Annotated in this window: 17 protein-coding genes; 7 read left to right on the top strand and 10 right to left on the bottom strand. The window is 41.1% G+C overall.

All coding sequences use genetic code 11. The annotated features are described in order from the left end of the window. Positions 1-7 precede the first annotated feature (7 nt). The 4 genes from PZ638_RS01405 to PZ638_RS01390 all read left to right on the top strand — a co-directional run bounded on the left by PZ638_RS01405 (position 8) and on the right by PZ638_RS01390 (position 4,350). Entirely contained in the window at positions 8-1,402 is a 1,395-nt protein-coding gene (locus PZ638_RS01405; protein ID WP_206277461.1) for a glycoside hydrolase family 1 protein, read from the top strand. A gap of 137 nt (positions 1,403-1,539) precedes the next feature. After that, a complete protein-coding gene (locus PZ638_RS01400) occupies positions 1,540-2,844 on the top strand; it encodes a carbohydrate porin (RefSeq protein WP_112307789.1) in 1,305 nt (434 codons plus the stop codon). Between the two features lie 158 nt (positions 2,845-3,002). After that, on the top strand, positions 3,003-3,701 hold the full coding sequence (locus PZ638_RS01395; RefSeq protein ID WP_004262584.1) for a helix-turn-helix transcriptional regulator: 699 nt from the start codon (positions 3,003-3,005) through the stop codon (positions 3,699-3,701). Between the two features lie 49 nt (positions 3,702-3,750). After that, positions 3,751-4,350 (top strand): glutathione S-transferase family protein, encoded by a 600-nt coding sequence (locus PZ638_RS01390; protein WP_136134088.1) that lies wholly within the window; start codon positions 3,751-3,753, stop codon positions 4,348-4,350. Between the two features lie 57 nt (positions 4,351-4,407). On the opposite strand, the gene gorA is transcribed toward PZ638_RS01390, so the two are convergent. Continuing rightward, complete coding sequence (gorA, locus tag PZ638_RS01385) at positions 4,408-5,760, bottom strand: glutathione-disulfide reductase (protein ID WP_036958623.1); 1,353 nt, start codon at positions 5,758-5,760, stop codon at positions 4,408-4,410. 138 nt (positions 5,761-5,898) lie between these two features. Further along, positions 5,899-6,741 carry a 23S rRNA (adenine(2030)-N(6))-methyltransferase RlmJ gene (locus PZ638_RS01380; protein WP_004262593.1) on the bottom strand — a complete coding sequence of 281 codons (843 nt, stop codon included), beginning with the start codon at positions 6,739-6,741 and terminating at the stop codon, positions 5,899-5,901. A gap of 233 nt (positions 6,742-6,974) precedes the next feature. Between PZ638_RS01380 and PZ638_RS01375 the strand changes: the two genes are divergently transcribed. Together PZ638_RS01375 and yhjD are read left to right on the top strand one after the other, a co-directional pair. Then, positions 6,975-7,379: a DUF1090 domain-containing protein gene (locus tag PZ638_RS01375; RefSeq protein WP_036958592.1), complete on the top strand. Its 405-nt coding sequence runs from the start codon at positions 6,975-6,977 to the stop codon at positions 7,377-7,379. A gap of 204 nt (positions 7,380-7,583) precedes the next feature. After that, positions 7,584-8,576, top strand: coding sequence for an inner membrane protein YhjD (gene yhjD / locus PZ638_RS01370; protein WP_004262608.1), 993 nt, complete (start codon positions 7,584-7,586; stop codon positions 8,574-8,576). A gap of 46 nt (positions 8,577-8,622) precedes the next feature. Here the strand turns inward: yhjD and PZ638_RS01365 are convergent, their stop codons facing one another. Then, the gene (locus tag PZ638_RS01365) at positions 8,623-9,684 is read right to left on the bottom strand and encodes an NAD(P)H-dependent flavin oxidoreductase (protein ID WP_206277460.1); all 1,062 of its coding nucleotides are present in this window, start codon (positions 9,682-9,684) and stop codon (positions 8,623-8,625) included. A gap of 209 nt (positions 9,685-9,893) precedes the next feature. On the opposite strand from PZ638_RS01365, the gene PZ638_RS01360 reads away from it, so the two are divergent. Then, positions 9,894-10,892 carry a serine hydrolase domain-containing protein gene (locus tag PZ638_RS01360; protein ID WP_206277459.1) on the top strand — a complete coding sequence of 333 codons (999 nt, stop codon included), beginning with the start codon at positions 9,894-9,896 and terminating at the stop codon, positions 10,890-10,892. 66 nt (positions 10,893-10,958) lie between these two features. Here the strand turns inward: PZ638_RS01360 and PZ638_RS01355 are convergent, their stop codons facing one another. From PZ638_RS01355 to dppA, 7 genes are all read right to left on the bottom strand, one after another. Beyond that, positions 10,959-12,455 (bottom strand): insulinase family protein, encoded by a 1,497-nt coding sequence (locus tag PZ638_RS01355; RefSeq protein ID WP_036958594.1) that lies wholly within the window; start codon positions 12,453-12,455, stop codon positions 10,959-10,961. Between the two features lie 169 nt (positions 12,456-12,624). Continuing rightward, positions 12,625-13,323, bottom strand: coding sequence for a HAMP domain-containing protein (locus PZ638_RS01350; protein ID WP_206277458.1), 699 nt, complete (start codon positions 13,321-13,323; stop codon positions 12,625-12,627). A gap of 193 nt (positions 13,324-13,516) precedes the next feature. Beyond that, the gene (gene dppF, locus PZ638_RS01345; protein WP_004262626.1) at positions 13,517-14,521 is read right to left on the bottom strand and encodes a dipeptide ABC transporter ATP-binding subunit DppF; all 1,005 of its coding nucleotides are present in this window, start codon (positions 14,519-14,521) and stop codon (positions 13,517-13,519) included. Further along, positions 14,518-15,498 (bottom strand): dipeptide ABC transporter ATP-binding protein, encoded by a 981-nt coding sequence (dppD, locus tag PZ638_RS01340; protein ID WP_094960799.1) that lies wholly within the window; start codon positions 15,496-15,498, stop codon positions 14,518-14,520. The genes dppF and dppD overlap by 4 nt, the downstream gene beginning before the upstream one ends. Positions 15,499-15,510: 12 nt before the next feature. Continuing rightward, positions 15,511-16,413 carry a dipeptide ABC transporter permease DppC gene (gene dppC, locus PZ638_RS01335; RefSeq protein WP_144138760.1) on the bottom strand — a complete coding sequence of 301 codons (903 nt, stop codon included), beginning with the start codon at positions 16,411-16,413 and terminating at the stop codon, positions 15,511-15,513. Positions 16,414-16,423: 10 nt separating this feature from the next. Then, on the bottom strand, positions 16,424-17,443 hold the full coding sequence (gene dppB / locus PZ638_RS01330; protein ID WP_004262635.1) for a dipeptide ABC transporter permease DppB: 1,020 nt from the start codon (positions 17,441-17,443) through the stop codon (positions 16,424-16,426). Between the two features lie 168 nt (positions 17,444-17,611). Next, positions 17,612-19,219, bottom strand: a complete 1,608-nt coding sequence (gene dppA / locus PZ638_RS01325; RefSeq protein WP_004262639.1) for a dipeptide ABC transporter periplasmic-binding protein DppA — start codon at positions 19,217-19,219, stop codon at positions 17,612-17,614. Positions 19,220-19,574: the final 355 nt, after the last annotated feature.

The following is a 19,574-nucleotide window of genomic DNA, read 5'->3' as shown; positions in this document are numbered from 1 at the left end:
GCTAAGCATGATTAAATTTCCAAATTCATTTTTATGGGGTGGCGCAATCGCAGCCAATCAAGCTGAAGGTGCTTATTTAACTGCGGGTAAAGGGCTCAGCACATCCGATGTTCAACCTCATGGCATATTTGGTTCATTAATTGAAAGAACACAAAATGAGAGTTTTATTAAAGATATTGCCATCGATTTTTATCACCAATATAAAACCGATATCGCACTTTTCGCTGAAATGGGTTTCACCTGCTTACGAACCTCGATTGCATGGAGCCGTATATTTCCACTTGGTGACGAATTAACGGCCAATGAAGAAGGCCTCGCTTTTTATGATAATTTATTTGATGAAATGGCAAAGCATAACATTCAACCTGTCATTACATTATCCCATTATGAAATGCCCTATCACCTAGTGACACAATATGGCGGTTGGGGAAATCGTAAAACGATTGAGTTTTTCGAACGTTATGCACGTAACGTCTTTGAACGTTATAAAAATAAGGTCAAACTATGGCTGACGTTCAATGAGATTAATATGTCACTACATGCACCAATGACTGGTGTGGGCCTACCTGAAAATAGTTCTCCTTCTGAGGTTTACCAAGCGATTCACCACCAACTTGTCGCCAGCGCTAGAGTCACTAAAGCCTGCCATAGCATTATCCCTGATGCTAAAATCGGTAACATGTTATTAGGAGGTCTCGTTTATCCATTAACTTGTAAGCCTGATGATGTATGGGAAGCCATGATAGAAAATCGCAAATGGCTATTTTTTGGTGATGTACAATGCAGAGGCCAATACCCAGGTTATATGCTACGCTATTTTAGAGATAACCAAGTTAATATTACAATAACAGAAGAAGATAAACGTGACTTACAAAATACAGTGGACTTTATCTCATTCAGTTATTATATGACAGGTTGTATTACCGCAGATAAAGATGAATATGAGAAAAAACGCGGAAATATCCTTAGTATGGTCCCAAATCCTTATTTAGAAAGCTCAGAATGGGGATGGCAAATAGATCCAAAAGGAATTAGAACGCTATTAAATTTATTATGGGATCGATATCAAAAACCATTATTTATTGTTGAAAATGGACTAGGCGCTATTGATGAAATAACGCCTGAGGGAGAAATTATTGATGATTATCGTATTCAATATATCAACGACCATTTAGTTCAAATCCATGAGTCTATTCAAGATGGTGTTAATATTATGGGTTATACCAGCTGGGGGCCTATAGATATTGTCAGTGCATCCAATGCAGAGATGTCAAAACGTTATGGATTTATCTATGTTGACCGTGATAACCAAGGTAACGGCTCTCTCGAAAGAAAACGTAAAAAAAGCTTCTATTGGTACCAAAGTATTATCAAGAGCCAAGGAGAGTTATTAAATCAATAGAATAAATATCTAAATATAATAAAACTATCTCGGGATAATTATTTATCTCGAGATTCCTTATATTAAAAATAACACCGCATGAGCCCATTCTCTATTATTGGGTTAAAGCAAACCATTGCTAATAGGTTATCTCCGACATGAATAAAAAATTATTATTCTCTTTGTTGTTTTTAACATTGCCTGCTATTGCTAATGAACAACAATGGAATGGAACTGTTTTAGGCTTTGAGCCCGCTCCTAAAGGAATATTTGGTGATATGTTGGGCATACGTCCTATATTATCTGACCACGGCTTTTCATTTCACAGTAATTATTTGAGCCAAGTCGCCTATAATGCAGGGGGCGGTTATAATAATGACAAACATACTGCTTATATAGACCAATTTGCTTTCACATTCACACAAGATCTTGAACGTTGGACAGGAATTCCCGATGCTCGTATTGAAGGAAACATTGTCAATCGTAACCATGAAGACAACCTGACAGTCAAGCGCCTGCAAGACCCTCGAGTACCTAATAATGACCTTGCACAAGAAAGCTATGGAGGTGGCTCCGTAACGCGGTTAGGTTGGCTTACTTTTGCTCGCAGTTTTGATGACCGCCGACTAACTTGGCGTATTGGGATGATGAACAAAGTACAAGAATTCGACCAAATTATCCCTTGTGATTTCCAACTACTCAGCCAATGCGGCGGAAAATCAGCTAATGCCCTGATATGGAGCAACTGGAATATTCATTCTTGGGGAACGACTGTTAGCTATAAGATTACCCCTGAAATTACCATCAAAACAGGGATTATGGAGCAGAATCCTCAAGCGACGGATAGAAGCCATGCGTGGAGTTGGTCAACCAAAGGTAGTAAAGGTATTTTATTACCCTTAGAAGTTGAAAATCGCACTTTCGTCAATGGGTTGCCTGGCGCTTATAACTTAGGGTTATTATATACCAATGCCAAACAGCATGACCTGTATAAAGATAAAAGCTATAACAACACATGGTTTGTCTATGGTGGAATGAACCAACAATTAACTCGCCATCAAGATGATGAAAATCGAGGTTTAAGTTTGTCAGTCAGTGGCAGTTATCATGATGAACGCAGTAATTTCATGAATTATGTTGTTTCAAGCTCCCTTCGCTACCGCGGTGCATTTGATGCAAGGCCTGAAGATTGGATTGGTCTCGGTGTCTCATATATTGAGCTCAGCGACCACTTTGCGAAAAACCAAAAAATACAAAATGAGCAGCTAGGGATCACCGATTATAATGACCCGTTATATCACCCTATTACTTCAAACGCGTTAAATGCAGAACTATATTATCGCTTTAAACCTGTTCACTGGCTGGAACTCCAACCAAGTATGCAATATTGGCATCAACCAGGCGGCGTCCAGAAAACATCAGATGCATGGGTCCTAGGGTTAAAAACTATTTTAACGTTTTAAATGATATTACCGTGTATTTATCGGTATTGATAAAGGGAACTTTCCACTCCCTTTATCACCAATTTACATATAAATTAGCATTCAGCTCATTATTTTTTTACTATAGCTAAATTAGCTTTGCTGTTTTTCTCACTCAATAACATTAAGCAGACAACTTCATGACCCGCACCCAGCGTCTACTCACCCTATTGCAGATACTCAAAGAAAATCGCTATCCTATTACGGCTGAAGCACTTTCATCACAACTTCAAGTCAGCGTGCGTTCTATCTATCGAGATATTGAATCCCTGCGTGATCAAGGTGCTGAAATTATCGGGGAAGCAGGTATTGGTTACCAATTAAAAACGGGACTATTACTACCGCCTTTAGCTTTCGATGAAAATGAACTTGAAGCCTTAATATTAGGTTTACGTTGGGTAAAAAGTAACGCAGACACTGAACTAAAAAACTCAGCAATACGGGCGATAAGCAAAATTAATGCTGTAGTTGCAGGTCATTCACAGAAAATCCTAAATCAAAATACCTTATTTGCCCCCACCACACATTTCTATGAAATTAATGACGTCATTGTTAAAGACTTACGTTTAAGTTTACGAGAAGAATGCAAAGCCAAAATGACTTACCTTGATGGGCAAAATCAACCTAGTGAACGAATTATTTGGCCAATTGCCATTGGTTATATGAAAGACTCCCAAGTATTAGCCGCTTGGTGTGAATTACGTGAAAGTTACCGCCATTTTCGTTTAGACCGCATTCAGTCTTATCATGCACTTTCAGATAAACTACCTTACCCCAAAAATTACCTACTAGAGCGCTGGCAAAAAGAAGTCTTGTGCGTCTCTCCTGACAATTTCTGACACTCCACTCCCTTATAGTAAGCACTCAACTTCATATAAGGAAATCACCATGAGCGAACTGGTTCTTTTTACTAATTCAATGTCACGTGGCAACACGGTCGACCTACTATTAAAAATTTTAGATGTTCCTTACAAGCGTATTGAATTAGGTTATGGTGCAGATATGCATACGGCGGAATATCTTGCAATTAATCCGATGGCGAAAGTTCCCGCACTTGTTGATGGTGATGCCGTCGTCACTGAAACCGCTGCAATTTGCTTGTATTTAGCGGATAAATTTATTGAAAAAGGTTTAGCACCAGCTTTGAATGACCCTAAACGTGCAGATTACTACCGTTGGTTCCTATTTACTGCAGGCCCAATTGAATCTGCCTTCACTATCAATAACTTAGGGATTCAATTAGATGAAGAACAGCAAAAATCTTCTGGCTTTGGTTCTGTCGAACGCACAATGGCCTGTTTAGAAATCGGTTTAAACAATGCTAAACCGTTTATTTGTGGTGAGCAATTTACTGCTGTCGATGTGTATGTCGGTGCATTTGTGATGTTTTTAGTCAAATACCAAATCATGGAAACCACCCCTGCGATGCAAAAATACCTTGATAGCTTAGCGACTATTCCTGCGATTGCAGAACTGTTGACAAAATAATGCCCAAAAAAAAGCTAAGCTCAAATGAACTTAGCTTTTAATTTAAATAACCAATACTTAACGCATGGTCACAAATTCTTCTGCCGCTGTTGGGTGAATGGCCACCGTATTATCAAAGTCTTTTTTGGTTGCACCCATTTTTAATGCAACCGCAAAGCCTTGTAAGATTTCATCCATACCAAAACCAATACCGTGAATACCCACGATTTTTTCTTCTTCACCCACACAGACCAATTTCATACGGCAAGGCTGACGATGCGAAGTGACGGCGGTATACATGGCTGTGAAAGATGACTTATAGCATTTAACTTTATCAGCACCATATTTTTCAATCGCTTCTGGCTCAGTTAAACCAACTGTACCAATTGGTGGGTGAGAGAACACCACCGTTGGGATATTACTGTAATCTAAGTGCTCATCCGGTTTATTATTAAATAAACGTTCAGATAAACGACGACCCGCAGCAACCGCAACAGGGGTTAACTCAACGGCGCCAGTATTATCACCAACCGCATAGACACCCGGTACATTGGTATTTTGGTATTTATCAACCTTGATATAACCTTTTTCATTCAGTGCGACGCCTGTGGCTTCAATATTCAGGTTATCTGTCATTGGTTCACGACCAATAGCCCAAATTAATGCATCGACGGTTTGTTCTTGGCCATTTTCCAATTTTAATGTCAGTGAACCATCTGCATTTTTCACGACTTCTTTTGGAATTGATTCCGTATGCAGTTTAGGGCCTTCCGTATTCATGACTTCCACTAATGTTTCGACAATCAGTGGGTCAAATGAACGTAACGGGGCATGTTTACGCACAAATAAATGCGCCTCTGCACCTAAACCATTTAATACACCGGCAAGTTCAACGGCAATATAACCGGCCCCTACAACCGCAACACGTTTTGGCAATGCTTCAAGTTCAAAGAAGCCATCAGAAGTCATGCCATATTCTGCACCTGGGATAGCAGGGATCACTGGACGCCCGCCAGTTGCAATCAAAATATGGTCTGCCGTGTAGGTTTCACCATTTACCTCAACAGTATGGGCATCAATAAAACGTGCAAAACCATTGATGACATCAACTTTATTATTCCCTAAGACACGGTCATAAGACTGGTGAATTCGGTCAATATAAGCAGTACGACTATCAATAAGTGTTTTCCAATCAAAACGATTAATTGTCGCATCAAAACCATAATCAGGACCATAATTGCGAATAGCTTCCGAGATTTGTGCCGCATGCCACATCACCTTTTTCGGTACGCAGCCCACGTTAACACAAGTCCCACCTAATGCTTTCGCCTCAATTAAGGCACATTTTTGCCCATACATTGCTGCACGGTTCATCGACGCAATACCACCGCTTCCGCCACCAATTGCGATATAGTCGTAATGTTTGCTCATAATTTGGTTATTCCCATTGATTGAATGATTTATGAATGCATTTTCTCGCATCATACTATTGATTGTCATGGCATAAATAGCGCTTTACGATAGATAACACCTGTTAATTTAATCGGTATTACCTATCAAAAATACAGTTTACTCTGGCACAATCCACTCAACTAACGTATGCCCAGTGCCTTCTGGGACGAGTGTTTTATGTAACCATGGCAGCACATTCTTCATTTGCTGCTCAAGTTTCCAAGGTGGGTTGATCACTATCATACCGGATGCCGTCATCCCACGTTGGTCGCTATCAGGACGTACCGCCAATTCAATTTGTAATATTTTACGAATGCCTGTTGCTTCTAATTGATTGACCATACGCTTAATTTGTTGACGTAATACAACAGGATACCAAATTGCATATGTTCCTGTTGCAAAGCGTTTATAGCCTTCCACCACCCCTTTCACGACCGCTTCATAATCCGTCTTCATCTCATAAGGAGGGTCCATCAGCGCAAAGCCACGTCGACTCTGTGGGGGTAGTTTCGATTTTAGTTGTTGATAGCCGTCTTCCTTGAAAACTTGCGCGCGGTTATCCCGTGAAAATTCTGTACGTAATAATGGATAATCGCTCGAATGTAGTTCAGTTAATACCAGCTTATCGTGTTCACGTAATAAATATTTTGCTAATAATGGTGAACCTGGGTAATAGCGTAAACGCCCATTATCATTCAATTGGCGCACAATATTCATATACGGCAATAATTCCTCAGGCAAATCAGGTTGCTCCCAAATACGCGCAATCCCTTCAAGATATTCACCTGTTTTTTCTGCATGTTCCCCCGTTAATTGATAACGGCCAGCACCTGAATGTGTATCTAAATACAGAAACGGTTTTTCTTTCTCTTTCAGAGATTCAATGATCAAGCTCTGTACTGTGTGTTTTAACACATCAGCATGGTTGCCTGCGTGAAAGCTGTGACGATAACTTAACATGTAACGTTTGTTTCCTGAGGAAATTCAATACTAGCCACTAAGATGACTATTATTAAATAGGTTCTTTAAAGATAGCCCTTTTGAACAAAAAATAGACCGGATTTATTCATCCGCGTCATTATAGCTAAAATTGACTACAAATGTCATAACCATAGCTGTGTTAAAATTCACATGACTGAAAAGAAATAAAACGCTATCCTAAACACAAATTTTAAAATAAACAGAGGTAAATGATGAATAAACTACTCCTTACAACTAGTATTTGTATTTCCTTTTTTGCTAGCGCATCAGTAATGGCGGCAAAAACACAAAATGGCTGCGAAATAAAGAAACAACGCATTCAAGAACAAATTGATTACGCAAAACAACATGGTAATCAGCATCGAGTTAAAGGCTTAGAAGAAGCATTAGATAATGTGAATCGTTATTGCACTCCAGAATCTTTATATCGTGATAGTCAAAAAGATGTAGCTGAGAAAACAGAAAAAGTGCAGGAACGCGAAGCTGAGCTGCAGGAAGAAAAATTAAAAGGCGATGACAGTAGTAAAATTAAAAAACGTGAAAGAAAACTCGCAGAAGCTCAAGCAGAATTAAAAGAAGCCCAAGCTGAACTGCAAGTTTATAAAGATGCGCTTTAATTTCTAACGCCCCTTTTCCTCTGATTAATTAACCAGTTGCTTTGACTTTAAACAAACGTTCCAATGACTATTTGTCTCTTAAAACAGTCATTGGGATGAAGTTACTGTCCAATTTAAGCTATAGTATTATGCATATCATTCATTTATAGGCATTAAATAGGTCGAAAAGTCAGACAACTTTTAGTTGCGGGAAAAGGGGATTAAATGTCGAATACGCAGGAAGAAGAACAGAAAGATACTAATAAACTGAAAGCGACACTGAATAAAAGTATTGATGGCAGTAAAAAAGCAGTGACCTTCTCAATGCGAGTTGTGAACTTTATTTGTGCAATTCCTTTTATTGCTCACATCATTCGTACCGTGCAACGTTTTAATGACCGAATGGGGAACCAGTTTGGGGCTGCAATTACCTATTTCTCCTTTCTCTCTTTAATTCCCGTTTTAATGTTTTCATTCGCCGCTGCCGGTTTTGTATTAGCCAGTAATCCTGAATTGCTTGAAAAATTAGTTCGTGGAATTTCTGCAAATATTACTGACCCTACGCTCGCAAATACATTAGAAAGAACAATAGACACCGCAATCCGCCAACGTACGACAGTTGGGCTGACAGGGTTGGCTTTAGCCGTGTACTCAGGGGTTAATTGGGTTAATAACTTACGTTTAGCTATTTTGGCACAATCACGTTCTGTATGGGAACGTAATGAAGATGAACATGAAAATATTATTTTCCGCTACATTCGCGACTTCTTTGCCTTAATTGGCCTACTTATTGCCTTAATTGTGACAATTACACTTACCTCTGTTGCTGGCTCTGCACAAGCAACGATTGTCAGTACGCTTGGGTTAGATGGTATAGAATGGCTTAAACCTGCTTGGACACTGATTGGTTTAACAATATCAATTACAGCTAATTTCCTACTATTTTTATGGATTTTTTGGATCCTACCGCGTATGCAGCATCGCCGCAGGTCACTATTTAAAGGAACATTGCTTGCAGCTATTGGATTTGAAATCATTAAATCCATCATGACATGGATTTTACCTAACCTTGCCTCGTCACCTTCTGGAGCCGCGTTTGGTTCAGTGCTTGGCCTAATGGCATTCTTTTACTTCTTTGCGCGTTTAACCTTATTTTGTGCAGCTTGGATAGCGACTGATGAGCCAAAAGGTTCATTGGATAACGAAATAATTAAATAACAACTTACTGGGGCGGTAAGACAAACCGCCCTACCACTGTTTAAAACTAGCGTTTCATTTCTTCTGCCAACGTTCTAACCAATAAAGACGCAGACATCTCACGAGCTTTCGCCACATTCTGCCCCGCCCAATATGCCGCAAACTCATCACTACCTAACTTCATTGCTGCTGCATTGAGCTGCTTACCAATATCATAAACCAATGGATAATCAGGTAATTGACTTGTCTCATAGCCGTTACCTGCTCGAATAAATTGATTAATAATCCCTCTCGCTGGGCGCCCTGAAATAGCAGAAGTTAGTTGAGTGTGATCCGCTGTTTGCGATTTGATCTTAGCCCGATAGCCTGCGTTCGCGGCAGATTCAGGGCAAAGCAAAAATGCAGTGCCTAATTGAGCGGCAGCAGCACCGCACTCTAAAGCCCTATTGATATCTTGCCCATCCATTATGCCACCCGCTGCAATCACAGGTAAATCAATATACTGGGAGATTAATGTCACTAATTCATAAGTAGTGAGTTCTTCATCTAAAGCCTGCAAATCAAACATGCCTCGATGCCCTCCCGCTTCAATACCTTGTGCAACAACAGCATCAATTCCAGCCAATTCAATTTGTTGTGCTTCTTGTAAATTCGTTGCTGTCGCCATGGTATAAATACCATGTTGTTTCAATTGCTGTACCACCTCGATGGATGGAATATTAAAATGAAAACTCACTACCGCAGGTTTTGTTTCAAGTAACATAGATAACATTTCTGAGTTATCTAAAAAAGTGTGATAAATTTCATTAAGATAAGCAGGAGGAGTCTCATTAAATTGAGCGAAATAAGGCGCTAAATACTGGCTCCATGCCAGTTCATTATCAGGATGACGTTTCGCAGGTAAATGGCAGAATAAATTGACATTGAATGCTTTACTTGTCAGTGCTTGTGTTTGAGTAATCAATTGGCGAGCTTGTTCTACTGAATTTGCGCCTAGGCCTAGTGAGCCAAGCCCTCCAGCTTCTGAAACCGCAGCGGCTAGCGCCGGAGTGGAAACTCCCGCCATTGGGGCTTGTGTGATGGGATAACGCAAACCTAACCGTTGTAGAAATATATTCGAGCTATTCATGTTATTTCCTTTACTTCAATGTCTGGGTACATTTTATGTTCTTATATTGAGGATAAACATAGCACCAAATTTATATAAAAAGAAAAAACACTGGCCATTGTGTCATCGCCATATTGTCACTTTAAGCGCATTTAAAGCGTACAGGGATCGTATAGATATGATTAAGATGCCATATATCCTCATCTTAATCATTCAATAATGAGATTATTATGACCACCTCTATTCAACAACTCGAAAATTTAACTTGTGGCGTCGTCCTTTACTATCATAATCAAAGCAAAAATAGCGTGGGTGCCTTCTGTGCTAGAGGAATGGATATTGAAGGTAGGCCTCTTACTGTTGATACACCACTACGAATTGCCAGTAATACAAAGACATTTACCGCAGCTGCAATTTTACGTCTTGCTGAAATGGAAAAACTCAGTATTGATGATGCAATATCTGAATATATTGACCCTCAATATAATACGCTACTCAGTACCCAATATAATACTCACGCTATCACTATCCGCCATTTACTGGAGCACAGTAGTGGCCTGCTAGACCATGCAGATGGAGACTATCTAAAAGCCGTTCTCAAACAACCTAACTATGTTTGGAGCCGAACAGAACAAATCGAAATGTACATGCGTAAACAATTTCCAACGTTTTCGCCTGCAAAATCCTTTATCTATTCAGATACGGGTTATATTTTGCTCGGTGATATTATTGAACGGATTACGGGGCAATCTCTTGGCCTAGCTGTTAGGGAACTTTTGCATTTCGATTCTATTGGTCTCGAGAGCGCCTATTGGGAGTCATTAGAACAACCGCCGCAAATCGCAGCACCACGGGCTCGTCAATATTTAGGTAAATTGGATGGAACACATATTCATGCTTCCATGGATACCTATGGCGGTGGGGGTTTAGTTATGTCATCGAAACAAATGGCTACCTTCCTAGAAGCCTTGTTTGAGGGGGATATTTTTTCATCACCGAACACGCTAAAGACGATGCTTAGTATGGGCTCTCACGAAGGTGCAGAACTTTACCGATTAGGCATTATGGTTAATGTGGTCAATGGTATCACCCTGTATTCCCATTTAGGCTTTTGGGGGTCTGCAGCCTATTACGCACCAGAAGCAAAAATCAGTGCGGCAGGATTTGTTGATGACAGAGAGTCGCGAGAGACTCTAATTCGCGTTATTGAATCGCTATTAAGCCAATAACATTAATGAAAAGGTAGCCACTGAATCATTCAATGACTATCTTTTCATATATCTATCTTTTCATGCTTATTGTGAGGTGTGGTTTTCTTCTGCTGGTGCAGCGGGAGCGGCTTCTGTTGGTACTGGCGCAGCAATTTGGGGCCATAACACCTTGGTAAATTTCTGGCGAATTTGTTCTGCATCCATCATTTGTTTATCTTTTGGCTGCGCTAATACAAACGCTGCCTCTTGAGATAATAACCGACGGGCTTCCATATTCACCTGTTCAAGGCTTTGTGATGCCAAGAAAGATTGCCTTAACCGCTGGTATTGTTCAGGAGCAATGTCAACCACCCCATTTTGTTGGGAAATCAAACGTTGGCTAATCAAAACATCAGTACTCGTACGCGCATAGGCTGCAAATAGTTGCGATAACTGCACTTGTTTTTCTTTAAGCATATCGTCAAATAGCTCAGCAGCAATACCATTTTGGTTAATCGATGCAAGCTCACTCGCAACAATATCCGTTACCGCTGCCATTTTTTCAGGTGCTGCTGTCACCGTTAACGTACAACTGGCTTTCTGATATTGCACACGACAATCTAACCCCGGAACAACTTCTCCTTGATTAAATTTTTGATTGAACGCTTTTTGCAAAGAACGATAAACCGCTTCACGTGCTAAATCGCTCGACCAATAACGCAGTAAAACATTTGAGTCTTTAATGGGGAGCCAATCAATATCCCAAATTAATGAAAGCGTATCCTGTGCAGGCTGTTCCTGTAAAATATCAATAGATTGTGGTTTTACCGCCGATAGTACTGCAACAGAAACAGGTTCAGAGCGCCTACCTTCTAATGATGAGAAAGTTTGTGAAATTGAATCAGATAACATTCGAGAATCAACATGGCCCGCTACATATAATGTCATGACGTCCGGTGTGTACCATTTTTGATAAAAAGAATTCACACTATCAAGAGCTACAACATCATTCGGTTTTTGGCCTGGGTCATACCCCATCATCGTTGACCCCTTTAAACGCGCTCGCCAAACGGGATCATTGGCATTTAAAGGAAGTGTTGCAACTGGGACATTTTGTGCTGTCAAACCATTATGTAATGTCGTTTCTGTATACTCAGCTCCTGCAACAGAAGTTGCTAACCAGCTGAGTGCTTGCTTAATTAAGTCCGGGCGATTATTCGGTAAACTTAAGCTATAAATGGTGTAGTCATAAGAAACAACAGCGGGTGGAATTGGCATGTCAGGGTCTGTGGCCTGACGCCAGAAATCTTGTAATGTTGCTGTTGGAAATGCTTCAGTTTGATGAAGCAACGCCATTTTAGGAATGAGGTAACTGTACCCTTTTTCGCTCGCTTTTTCTGTTAATGAGCCTGTTTTAATTGCTAATCTAAGCTGGATACGATCATTAGGACGTTGCGGTGTTTGTAATAATTGCCAGCTAAAGCCATTTTCTAGCTTCCCTTGCTGCCATGCTGGATCAGGTTGTAAAGGCTCAGCTCCCGCTAAATGCGCGACTGAGAATAATACAACACCAATGATATACCGAACTTTCAAGCCCTGCATGTAAACCCCTATGTGTTTTATATCTTTATATTTAACCGCAAATAGCAACAGATAAATTAACGAAAAACATGAACTTATCGGGTTAAACGATATAGTTTGGCTTTATTCCATTTTTCATTGTTACCACTATAACGATATTAGACCATAAAGCTGAGTTCATGTTCATGACTTAATCTGATTTTTGCTGTTTTCTTTGACGGTTATACCCTTTTGCAAGTAAACCGAGCTCATCGTCACGATGATATTCAGGCACAACAATTTGATTAACTTCAGAATTTGTCTGTAATTCAATTGCGATTTTACGTAGCGGCCTTATTATCATACGACTGACACACCACGTCATTCCAATAGCAATAATGAGTACCAACAATAAATAAGTTGTTGTCATCAAAGCAAGGGTATTTAGCGCAAACCGATAAACACGGTTAGGATCCACTTGTAATGTTAAATACCCTTGGGGCTTCGCTTGCAACACAACATTTCCATACGCATACAATGGTACGGTCATTTCGACAGGGATCCCCACAAAATGGGTAACCCAATTGGGTATCGGCTTCGGCGTTGCAAAGCTTAGGTTCATTACCGTTGTGCCATCAACAGTAATAATCGCGTTTCCCATAATGCCTGATGTCTTTAAGCTTATCAGCAGCCGTTTAACTTCATTAAGGTCGGAGCTTAGGAGGGAATCTGTTAATGGTTTTTGAATTTGCACTACAGCGTTACTGAGCTGGTCTAAATAATCTTGCTTACGTTGTTCAACTAAGTAACTGAATTGAATAGCTAAAAAAAGCGCAAGTGATAGTAGCGTAATCATAAAGAATACGACCATACTTTTTAATGTTAGTGAGCGTTGGACTCGGGTATTCATTTGGCCACAACCTTTCTAATCAAGCAGCTTTTTAAAGAAAACGGAAACATCAGTCAGTATACTTGATTTTATCCGTAAAAGAGTAGCTTAAAAAGAAAGATTGGGTATTTAGGACAAACAGCATGTTAAAGCGGCTTAAAGTGGCACTAGAATAAAAGACGGCAGAAAGTTAGCCTTTCCACCGTTTCACTCCTTAACTCACGACAACCGTTTGTTTTTCATCTTCATCAACCGCAAAACACGCAACTAACTGTTGGTTATATTCCTTCAATGTTGGTTGAAATTGAGTACACTGACCAAATGCTCTACGGCAACGCGCTGCAAATGCGCACCCCGGTGGTGGGTTTAAAGGGCTTGGTAACTCTCCCGTTAACTTAATACGTTCGCGCCGAGCGTCTGGGTTCAACCTTGGTGTCGCTGATAATAACGCTTGAGTATAAGGGTGAAGAGGGTTATTAAAAATCTGCTCTTTTGTTCCTTTCTCCACACAGCGGCCTAAATACATCACCATGACTTCATCAGCAATATGCTCTACCACCGATAAATCATGTGAAATAAAGACATAAGACAAACCTAAATCTTGCTGTAAATCCATCATCAGATTTAATACTTGAGCACGAACAGAAACATCCAGTGCGGAAACGGGTTCATCTGCAACCACAATGTCAGGGTCAAGCATTAAACCACGTGCTATCGCGATACGCTGGCGTTGACCACCAGAAAACATGTGAGGATATCGGCTATAGTGCTCTGTTTTTAAACCCACTTTAGCCATCATCGATAATACTTTTTCCTTGCGCTGCTCTTTCGACAGTGAAGTATTAATCAATAACGGCTCTTCCAAAATTTGCCCCACCTTTTTACGTGGATTCAAAGAGCCATAAGGGTTTTGAAACACAATTTGGATTTTTTGGCGACGCAGTTTCTCTGCAGACTTATCTTTTACTAACAAGTTTTGGTCTTGGTAATACAACTCGCCCTCAGAAGGTTGCTCAATCATGGTTAATAAACGACCTAATGTCGATTTACCACACCCCGACTCCCCAACCACGGCCAGTGTTTTACCTCGTTCTAGCTCAAAAGAGACTCCATCCAATGCTTTTAAGGTTTTTTCAGCAGCAAAAACCCCTCTTTTGACGGAATAATATTTTTTCAAATCCACCGCTTTGAGCAATGGAGTGTGTTGTTTATCACTCATAATGTTGGCCTCCCCATATCATCCAGCGGCATATGGCATTTGACTTGGCGATCACCAACGGTTTGTAACATTGGCTCTTCTTGACGGCATTTCTCCGTTGCATACGGACAACGTGGGTTCAATAAACACCCTACAGGCCTATCGTATTTTCCGGGGACCACACCAGGAAGTGAGGCTAAACGGGATTTATTCGTCGCAAATTCCGGCAAGGCACGTAATAGCGCTTGTGTATAAGGATGGCGAGGATGTTTAAAAATATCACTTGCTTTGGCGGACTCCACCACCTGCCCCGCATACATCACAATAATATGATGCGCAGCTTCTGCCACTAAAGCGAGGTCATGCGTGATAAGCACTAATGCCATATTTTCTTGCTGCTGCAATTCCAACAATAATTCAATAATTTGGGCTTGAATAGTGACATCTAATGCCGTTGTCGGCTCATCCGCAATCAATAATTTAGGCCGGCATGCTATTGCCATAGCAATCATCACACGCTGGCTCATTCCTCCTGACAATTGGTGAGGATACACATCTAAACGTGATTGTGGGTCAGGGATACCCACCATGTCTAACAGGTCAATTGCCCGTTGCTTACGCGTACTTTTGCTGCCGCCTTGGTGGACTTTCAATGCTTCCATAATCTGATAACCCACCGTAAAACATGGGTTTAAACTGGTCATCGGGTCTTGGAAAATCATCGCCACATCGGCACCAACGATTTGCCGGCGCTCTTTTTCAGGGATTGACAGTAAATCTCGTCCATCAAATTGCAATGAATTCGCCATCACTTTTCCCGGGTAATCAATTAACCCCATAATAGCCAGTGAACTCACTGATTTACCTGAACCAGATTCCCCTACAATACCAACGACTTGGCCTTTATCAACGCTATAGCTGATGCGGTCAACGGCGCGAAACGGTGCCTTTTCGTCTCCGAAATGAACCGAAAGTTGTTCTACATTTAACAATGCCATTTGGTTACCTCATCACTGCTTGAGTTTTGGATCAAATGCATCACGTAACCCATCACCCATTAGGTTAAACGCAAGCACCGTCAATAAAATTGCCAGTCCAGGGAAAGTCACAACCCACCATGCGCTTTGTGCAAATTGCAGCACATCAGACAGCATCGTTCCCCACTCAGGAGTTGGTGGCTGCGCGCCCATTCCGAGGAAACCCAAAGCAGCCATATCTAAAATGGCATTCGAAAAACCTAAAGAGGCTTGTACAATCAATGGTGCCAAACAGTTAGGTAAAATATTCACGAACATTTGGCGTACAGCCCCTGCACCCGCAACACGAGAAGCCGTCACATAGTCACGGTTGACTTCCACTAAAACAGCCGCTCGTGTTAATCGAATATAGTGAGGTAATGCAACAAACGTCAAAGCAATCGAGGCATTAACAATCGAAGGTCCAAAAATGGCGACCAGTACCAAAGCTAATAACAAACTTGGCAATGCCAACATGATATCGACAACTCGCATAATTAATGCGTCAACGACACCACCAAAATAGCCAGCGATCACACCAATAGTGACCCCCATGATTAACGACAGCACAACCACTAAACAACCAACTAGCAGTGACAGTCGGGCGCCATACATTAAACGAGAGAGTAAATCACGCCCAACATCATCAGTGCCTAAAATAAAATGCCAACTTCCCCCATCTTCCCAAACTGGCGGAGCAAGTAAGAAATCACGAAATTGTTCATCTGGAGCATGTGGAGCTAATATACCTGCAAAAATCGCAATCAGTACCATCAGGATAATGTAGAACATCCCGACAACTGCCCCTTTATTACGTTTAAAATAATGCCAAAATTCTTGTAATGGTGTCATCGGCTGTGGGGCGCTGACAACGGTTGGCTCAGTAGATTGAGACATTTAGCGCTCCTTATTTCTTATGACGAATACGTGGGTTTACAATGCCATACAGCACGTCGACCACTAAGTTTACGAAGATAATCAGTGTAGCAACCAGCAGAACTCCCCCTTGTACCACAGGGTAATCACGACGCTGTAGCCCTTCGATTAACCAGCGCCCTAACCCAGGCCATGAGAAAATAGTTTCTGTCAAGATAGCCCCTGCTAACATCACCCCAACCTGCAAGCCAATTACCGTAACAACGGGTAATAATGCATTACGTAGTGCGTGAATTAAAATTACGCGAGCGCGGCCAAGACCTTTAGCACGTGCAGTACGAATATAATCCTCTCCCAATACTTCCAACATTGACGAGCGAGTCATACGCACAATAACGGCTAATGGGATCGTACCCAAAACAATGGAAGGCAATATCAAGTGCTCTACCGCATCAATAAAATCGCCATCTTCACCCCAAATTAGGGTATCAATTAGCATAAAACCGGTCAGAGGCTGGGAATCATCAAGAAAAACAGTGTCACTCACTCGTCCTGCAACAGGGGTGAGGTCTAATTGCACCGACACTAACATGATGAGCATGATCCCCCACCAGAAGATAGGCATTGAGTAGCCTGTTAAAGAAAGGCCAATCGCAGTATGGTCAAAGATTGAACCACGTTTTACTGCGGCTAAAACCCCAACTGGGATCCCTACAGAAATTGCAAAAATCATGGCACAAGTTGCCAATTCCACTGTCGCTAAAAAACGGGGCAAAAACTCTTCCCATACACCAATGCGACTTTTTAAGGAAATCCCTAAATCACCATGAAATATCCCATTGATATAATGAAGATATTGTTTCCAAAGTGGCTGATCAAGCCCTAACTCTGCCATTAAATAAGCATGCCTTTCAGGGGATAGTCCCCTTTCACCGGCCATGATCATCACCGGGTCGCCTGGGATCATGTGGACAAAGGCAAAAGTCAATAATGTAATACCGATAAACGTGGGGATCACAAGCCCCAATCGTCGGAGGATAAATTGCAACATATCCTGAATCTCTTTAATAATGCCGTTGACGGCTCTTAGTCCGTTTGGCTACTCAGAAAATTGCTTTTCCGGGTGCTCACAAACAACTTAACTTCTCTGCTTCTTCTAGAGAAGAAAACGCCCTCCGCTCTAAACCAGCAACGAAGGGCATAGACAGATTAGATACGATTACTTCTCAATATCGACGTTTTCGAAGTGGTGCTTGCCTAATGGGTCAACCACATAGCCTTTGACTTCTTTACGTACGGGTTCAAACACTGTAGAGTGCGCGATAATCAGGGCTGGCGCCTGCTCATTCATCACAACTTGCGCTTGTTTGTACAGTTCGACTCGCTTGTCGTGATCTGCTGTTTGGCGCGCTGGTTGGATCAAGTTCTCAAAGCTTTCATTACACCATTTTGAGTAATTAGAACCTTGCTCTTTTGCTGCACAGCTAAACAAGGTTGCAAAGAAGTTATCAGGGTCCCCATTGTCACCCGTCCAACCCATCATTACTGTTTGTGGCTCACCATCTTTCGCACGTTTGAGGTACTCTCCCCATTCGTAGCTAACAACTTTTGATTTAACGCCAACTTTTGCCCAGTCTGCTTGGATCATTTCCGCCATACGGCGTGCATTTGGGTTATATGGTCGTTGAACAGGCATAGCCCACAGGTCAATTTCAAAACCATTCGGGAAACCCGCTTCTGCTAATAAGGCTTTGGCTTTTTCAGGATTATATTCGTAATCGTTTACCGCATCGTTATAGCCCCACATTGTCGGTGGGATAAGGTTTTTCGCTTTTTGGCCTGCACCTTGATAAACCGCTTCGATAATTGCATCTTTGTTCACCGCCATAGACAGTGCTTGGCGAACCTTTTGATTATCTAATGGTTTTTTCTCAACATTATAAGAGAGATAGCCGACGTTTAGGCCTGGTTGCTCCATTAATGTAATGTCTTTATCTTGCTTCATGCGCTCTAAATCAGCCGGATTTGGATATGGCATGACTTGGCATTCATTTTTTTGCAGTTTTGCATAACGAACGGAAGCATCTGGTGTGATAGAGAAGACTAAACGGTCAAGTTTAGGTTTTGTACCCCAATATTGGTCATTGGCTTTATAAAGAATACGAGAGTCTTTTTGGTATTGTTGCAGAACAAATGGGCCCGTTCCAATTGGGTTTAAGTCCACTTTCTCTGGCGTACCCGCTTTCAACATCTGGTCTGCATATTCAGCAGAAAGAATCGATGCAAAGTCCATTGCCATATCAGCTAAGAATGGTGATTCTGGGCGAGTTAATGTGATTTTTACTGTGTTATCATCGACTTTTTCAACTTTATCGATAATTTTATCCATATCCATTCCCATAAAGTATTCGTAGCTACCGCCTGAAACTTTATGATATGGGTGATTTGCATCTTTTTGGCGCATAAATGTATAAATCACATCATCTGCGTTAAGATCACGGGTCGGTTTAAATTCTTTGTTAGAGTGCCATTTGACACCCTTACGTAGATGGAAAGTGTACTCTTTACCATCATCACTCACTTCCCAGCTTTCCGCTAAACCCGGTTCAATTTCCGTTGTTCCTAATTTGAATTCAACTAAACGGTTATACAGCGGGATAGAGCTTGCATCATAGGTTGTTCCTGATGTGAACAACTGTGGGTTAAAGCCTTCTGGAGAACCTTCAGAACAGTAAACTAACGTTTTTGCCTGTACTGTTGCTGATACTGCTAATGCTGCCAATGTAAGTCCTACAGTCAGTAGACCTGTCTTTTTAATAGAGCGCATCTGTATGCTCCTATGGTGTTCATGTTGTTTTGCTTGATGTCTAGATCCGTCATAAAAGCGACAGATGTAGTATCTGTATTTTTTGTTATTCATTGTGCAATTAATCAACTGTCACTCACTTCGTCAATAGCCACATTTACGCTCCGCCCACAATTCATGTAACATATTAGAAACAATTAGCATTGCAATTTAGCTTAAAATTTCATAATGAAGTGCAAGATGCAGGTGTTATAACCATATAATTAGTAGTGAATAGGGTTTTATATCGAGGTTATTTATTTTTATATTTGTGATTAAGTGCTGAATTACTGAACGAATATAGTGCTTTTGTTGGCATGATACGAAATAAAACACT

It is taken from the genome of Providencia hangzhouensis, from assembly GCF_029193595.2.
Classification (GTDB): Bacteria; Pseudomonadota; Gammaproteobacteria; order Enterobacterales; family Enterobacteriaceae; genus Providencia; species Providencia hangzhouensis.
The sequence above is the reverse complement of the archived record's forward strand: the minus strand, read 5'-3'. Positions and strand labels throughout refer to the sequence as shown.

Bases quoted from the DNA above. Each gene is read 5' to 3' on its own strand.
- dppB (WP_004262635.1), bottom strand. From the start codon at position 17,443: ATGTTGCAATTTATCCTCCGACGATTGGGGCTTGTGATCCCCACGTTT.
- dppF (WP_004262626.1), bottom strand. From the start codon at position 14,521: ATGAGTGATAAACAACACACTCCATTGCTCAAAGCGGTGGATTTGAAA.
- PZ638_RS01365 (WP_206277460.1), bottom strand. From the start codon at position 9,684: ATGAATAGCTCGAATATATTTCTACAACGGTTAGGTTTGCGTTATCCC.
- dppC (WP_144138760.1), bottom strand. From the start codon at position 16,413: ATGTCTCAATCTACTGAGCCAACCGTTGTCAGCGCCCCACAGCCGATG.
- PZ638_RS01400 (WP_112307789.1), top strand. From the start codon at position 1,540: ATGAATAAAAAATTATTATTCTCTTTGTTGTTTTTAACATTGCCTGCT.
- gorA (WP_036958623.1), bottom strand. From the start codon at position 5,760: ATGAGCAAACATTACGACTATATCGCAATTGGTGGCGGAAGCGGTGGT.
- dppD (WP_094960799.1), bottom strand. From the start codon at position 15,498: ATGGCATTGTTAAATGTAGAACAACTTTCGGTTCATTTCGGAGACGAA.
- PZ638_RS01390 (WP_136134088.1), top strand. From the start codon at position 3,751: ATGAGCGAACTGGTTCTTTTTACTAATTCAATGTCACGTGGCAACACG.
- PZ638_RS01355 (WP_036958594.1), bottom strand. From the start codon at position 12,455: ATGCAGGGCTTGAAAGTTCGGTATATCATTGGTGTTGTATTATTCTCA.
- dppA (WP_004262639.1), bottom strand. From the start codon at position 19,219: ATGCGCTCTATTAAAAAGACAGGTCTACTGACTGTAGGACTTACATTG.
- PZ638_RS01395 (WP_004262584.1), top strand. From the start codon at position 3,003: ATGACCCGCACCCAGCGTCTACTCACCCTATTGCAGATACTCAAAGAA.
- PZ638_RS01375 (WP_036958592.1), top strand. From the start codon at position 6,975: ATGAATAAACTACTCCTTACAACTAGTATTTGTATTTCCTTTTTTGCT.
- yhjD (WP_004262608.1), top strand. From the start codon at position 7,584: ATGTCGAATACGCAGGAAGAAGAACAGAAAGATACTAATAAACTGAAA.
- PZ638_RS01405 (WP_206277461.1), top strand. From the start codon at position 8: ATGATTAAATTTCCAAATTCATTTTTATGGGGTGGCGCAATCGCAGCC.
- PZ638_RS01360 (WP_206277459.1), top strand. From the start codon at position 9,894: ATGACCACCTCTATTCAACAACTCGAAAATTTAACTTGTGGCGTCGTC.
- PZ638_RS01380 (WP_004262593.1), bottom strand. From the start codon at position 6,741: ATGTTAAGTTATCGTCACAGCTTTCACGCAGGCAACCATGCTGATGTG.
- PZ638_RS01350 (WP_206277458.1), bottom strand. From the start codon at position 13,323: ATGAATACCCGAGTCCAACGCTCACTAACATTAAAAAGTATGGTCGTA.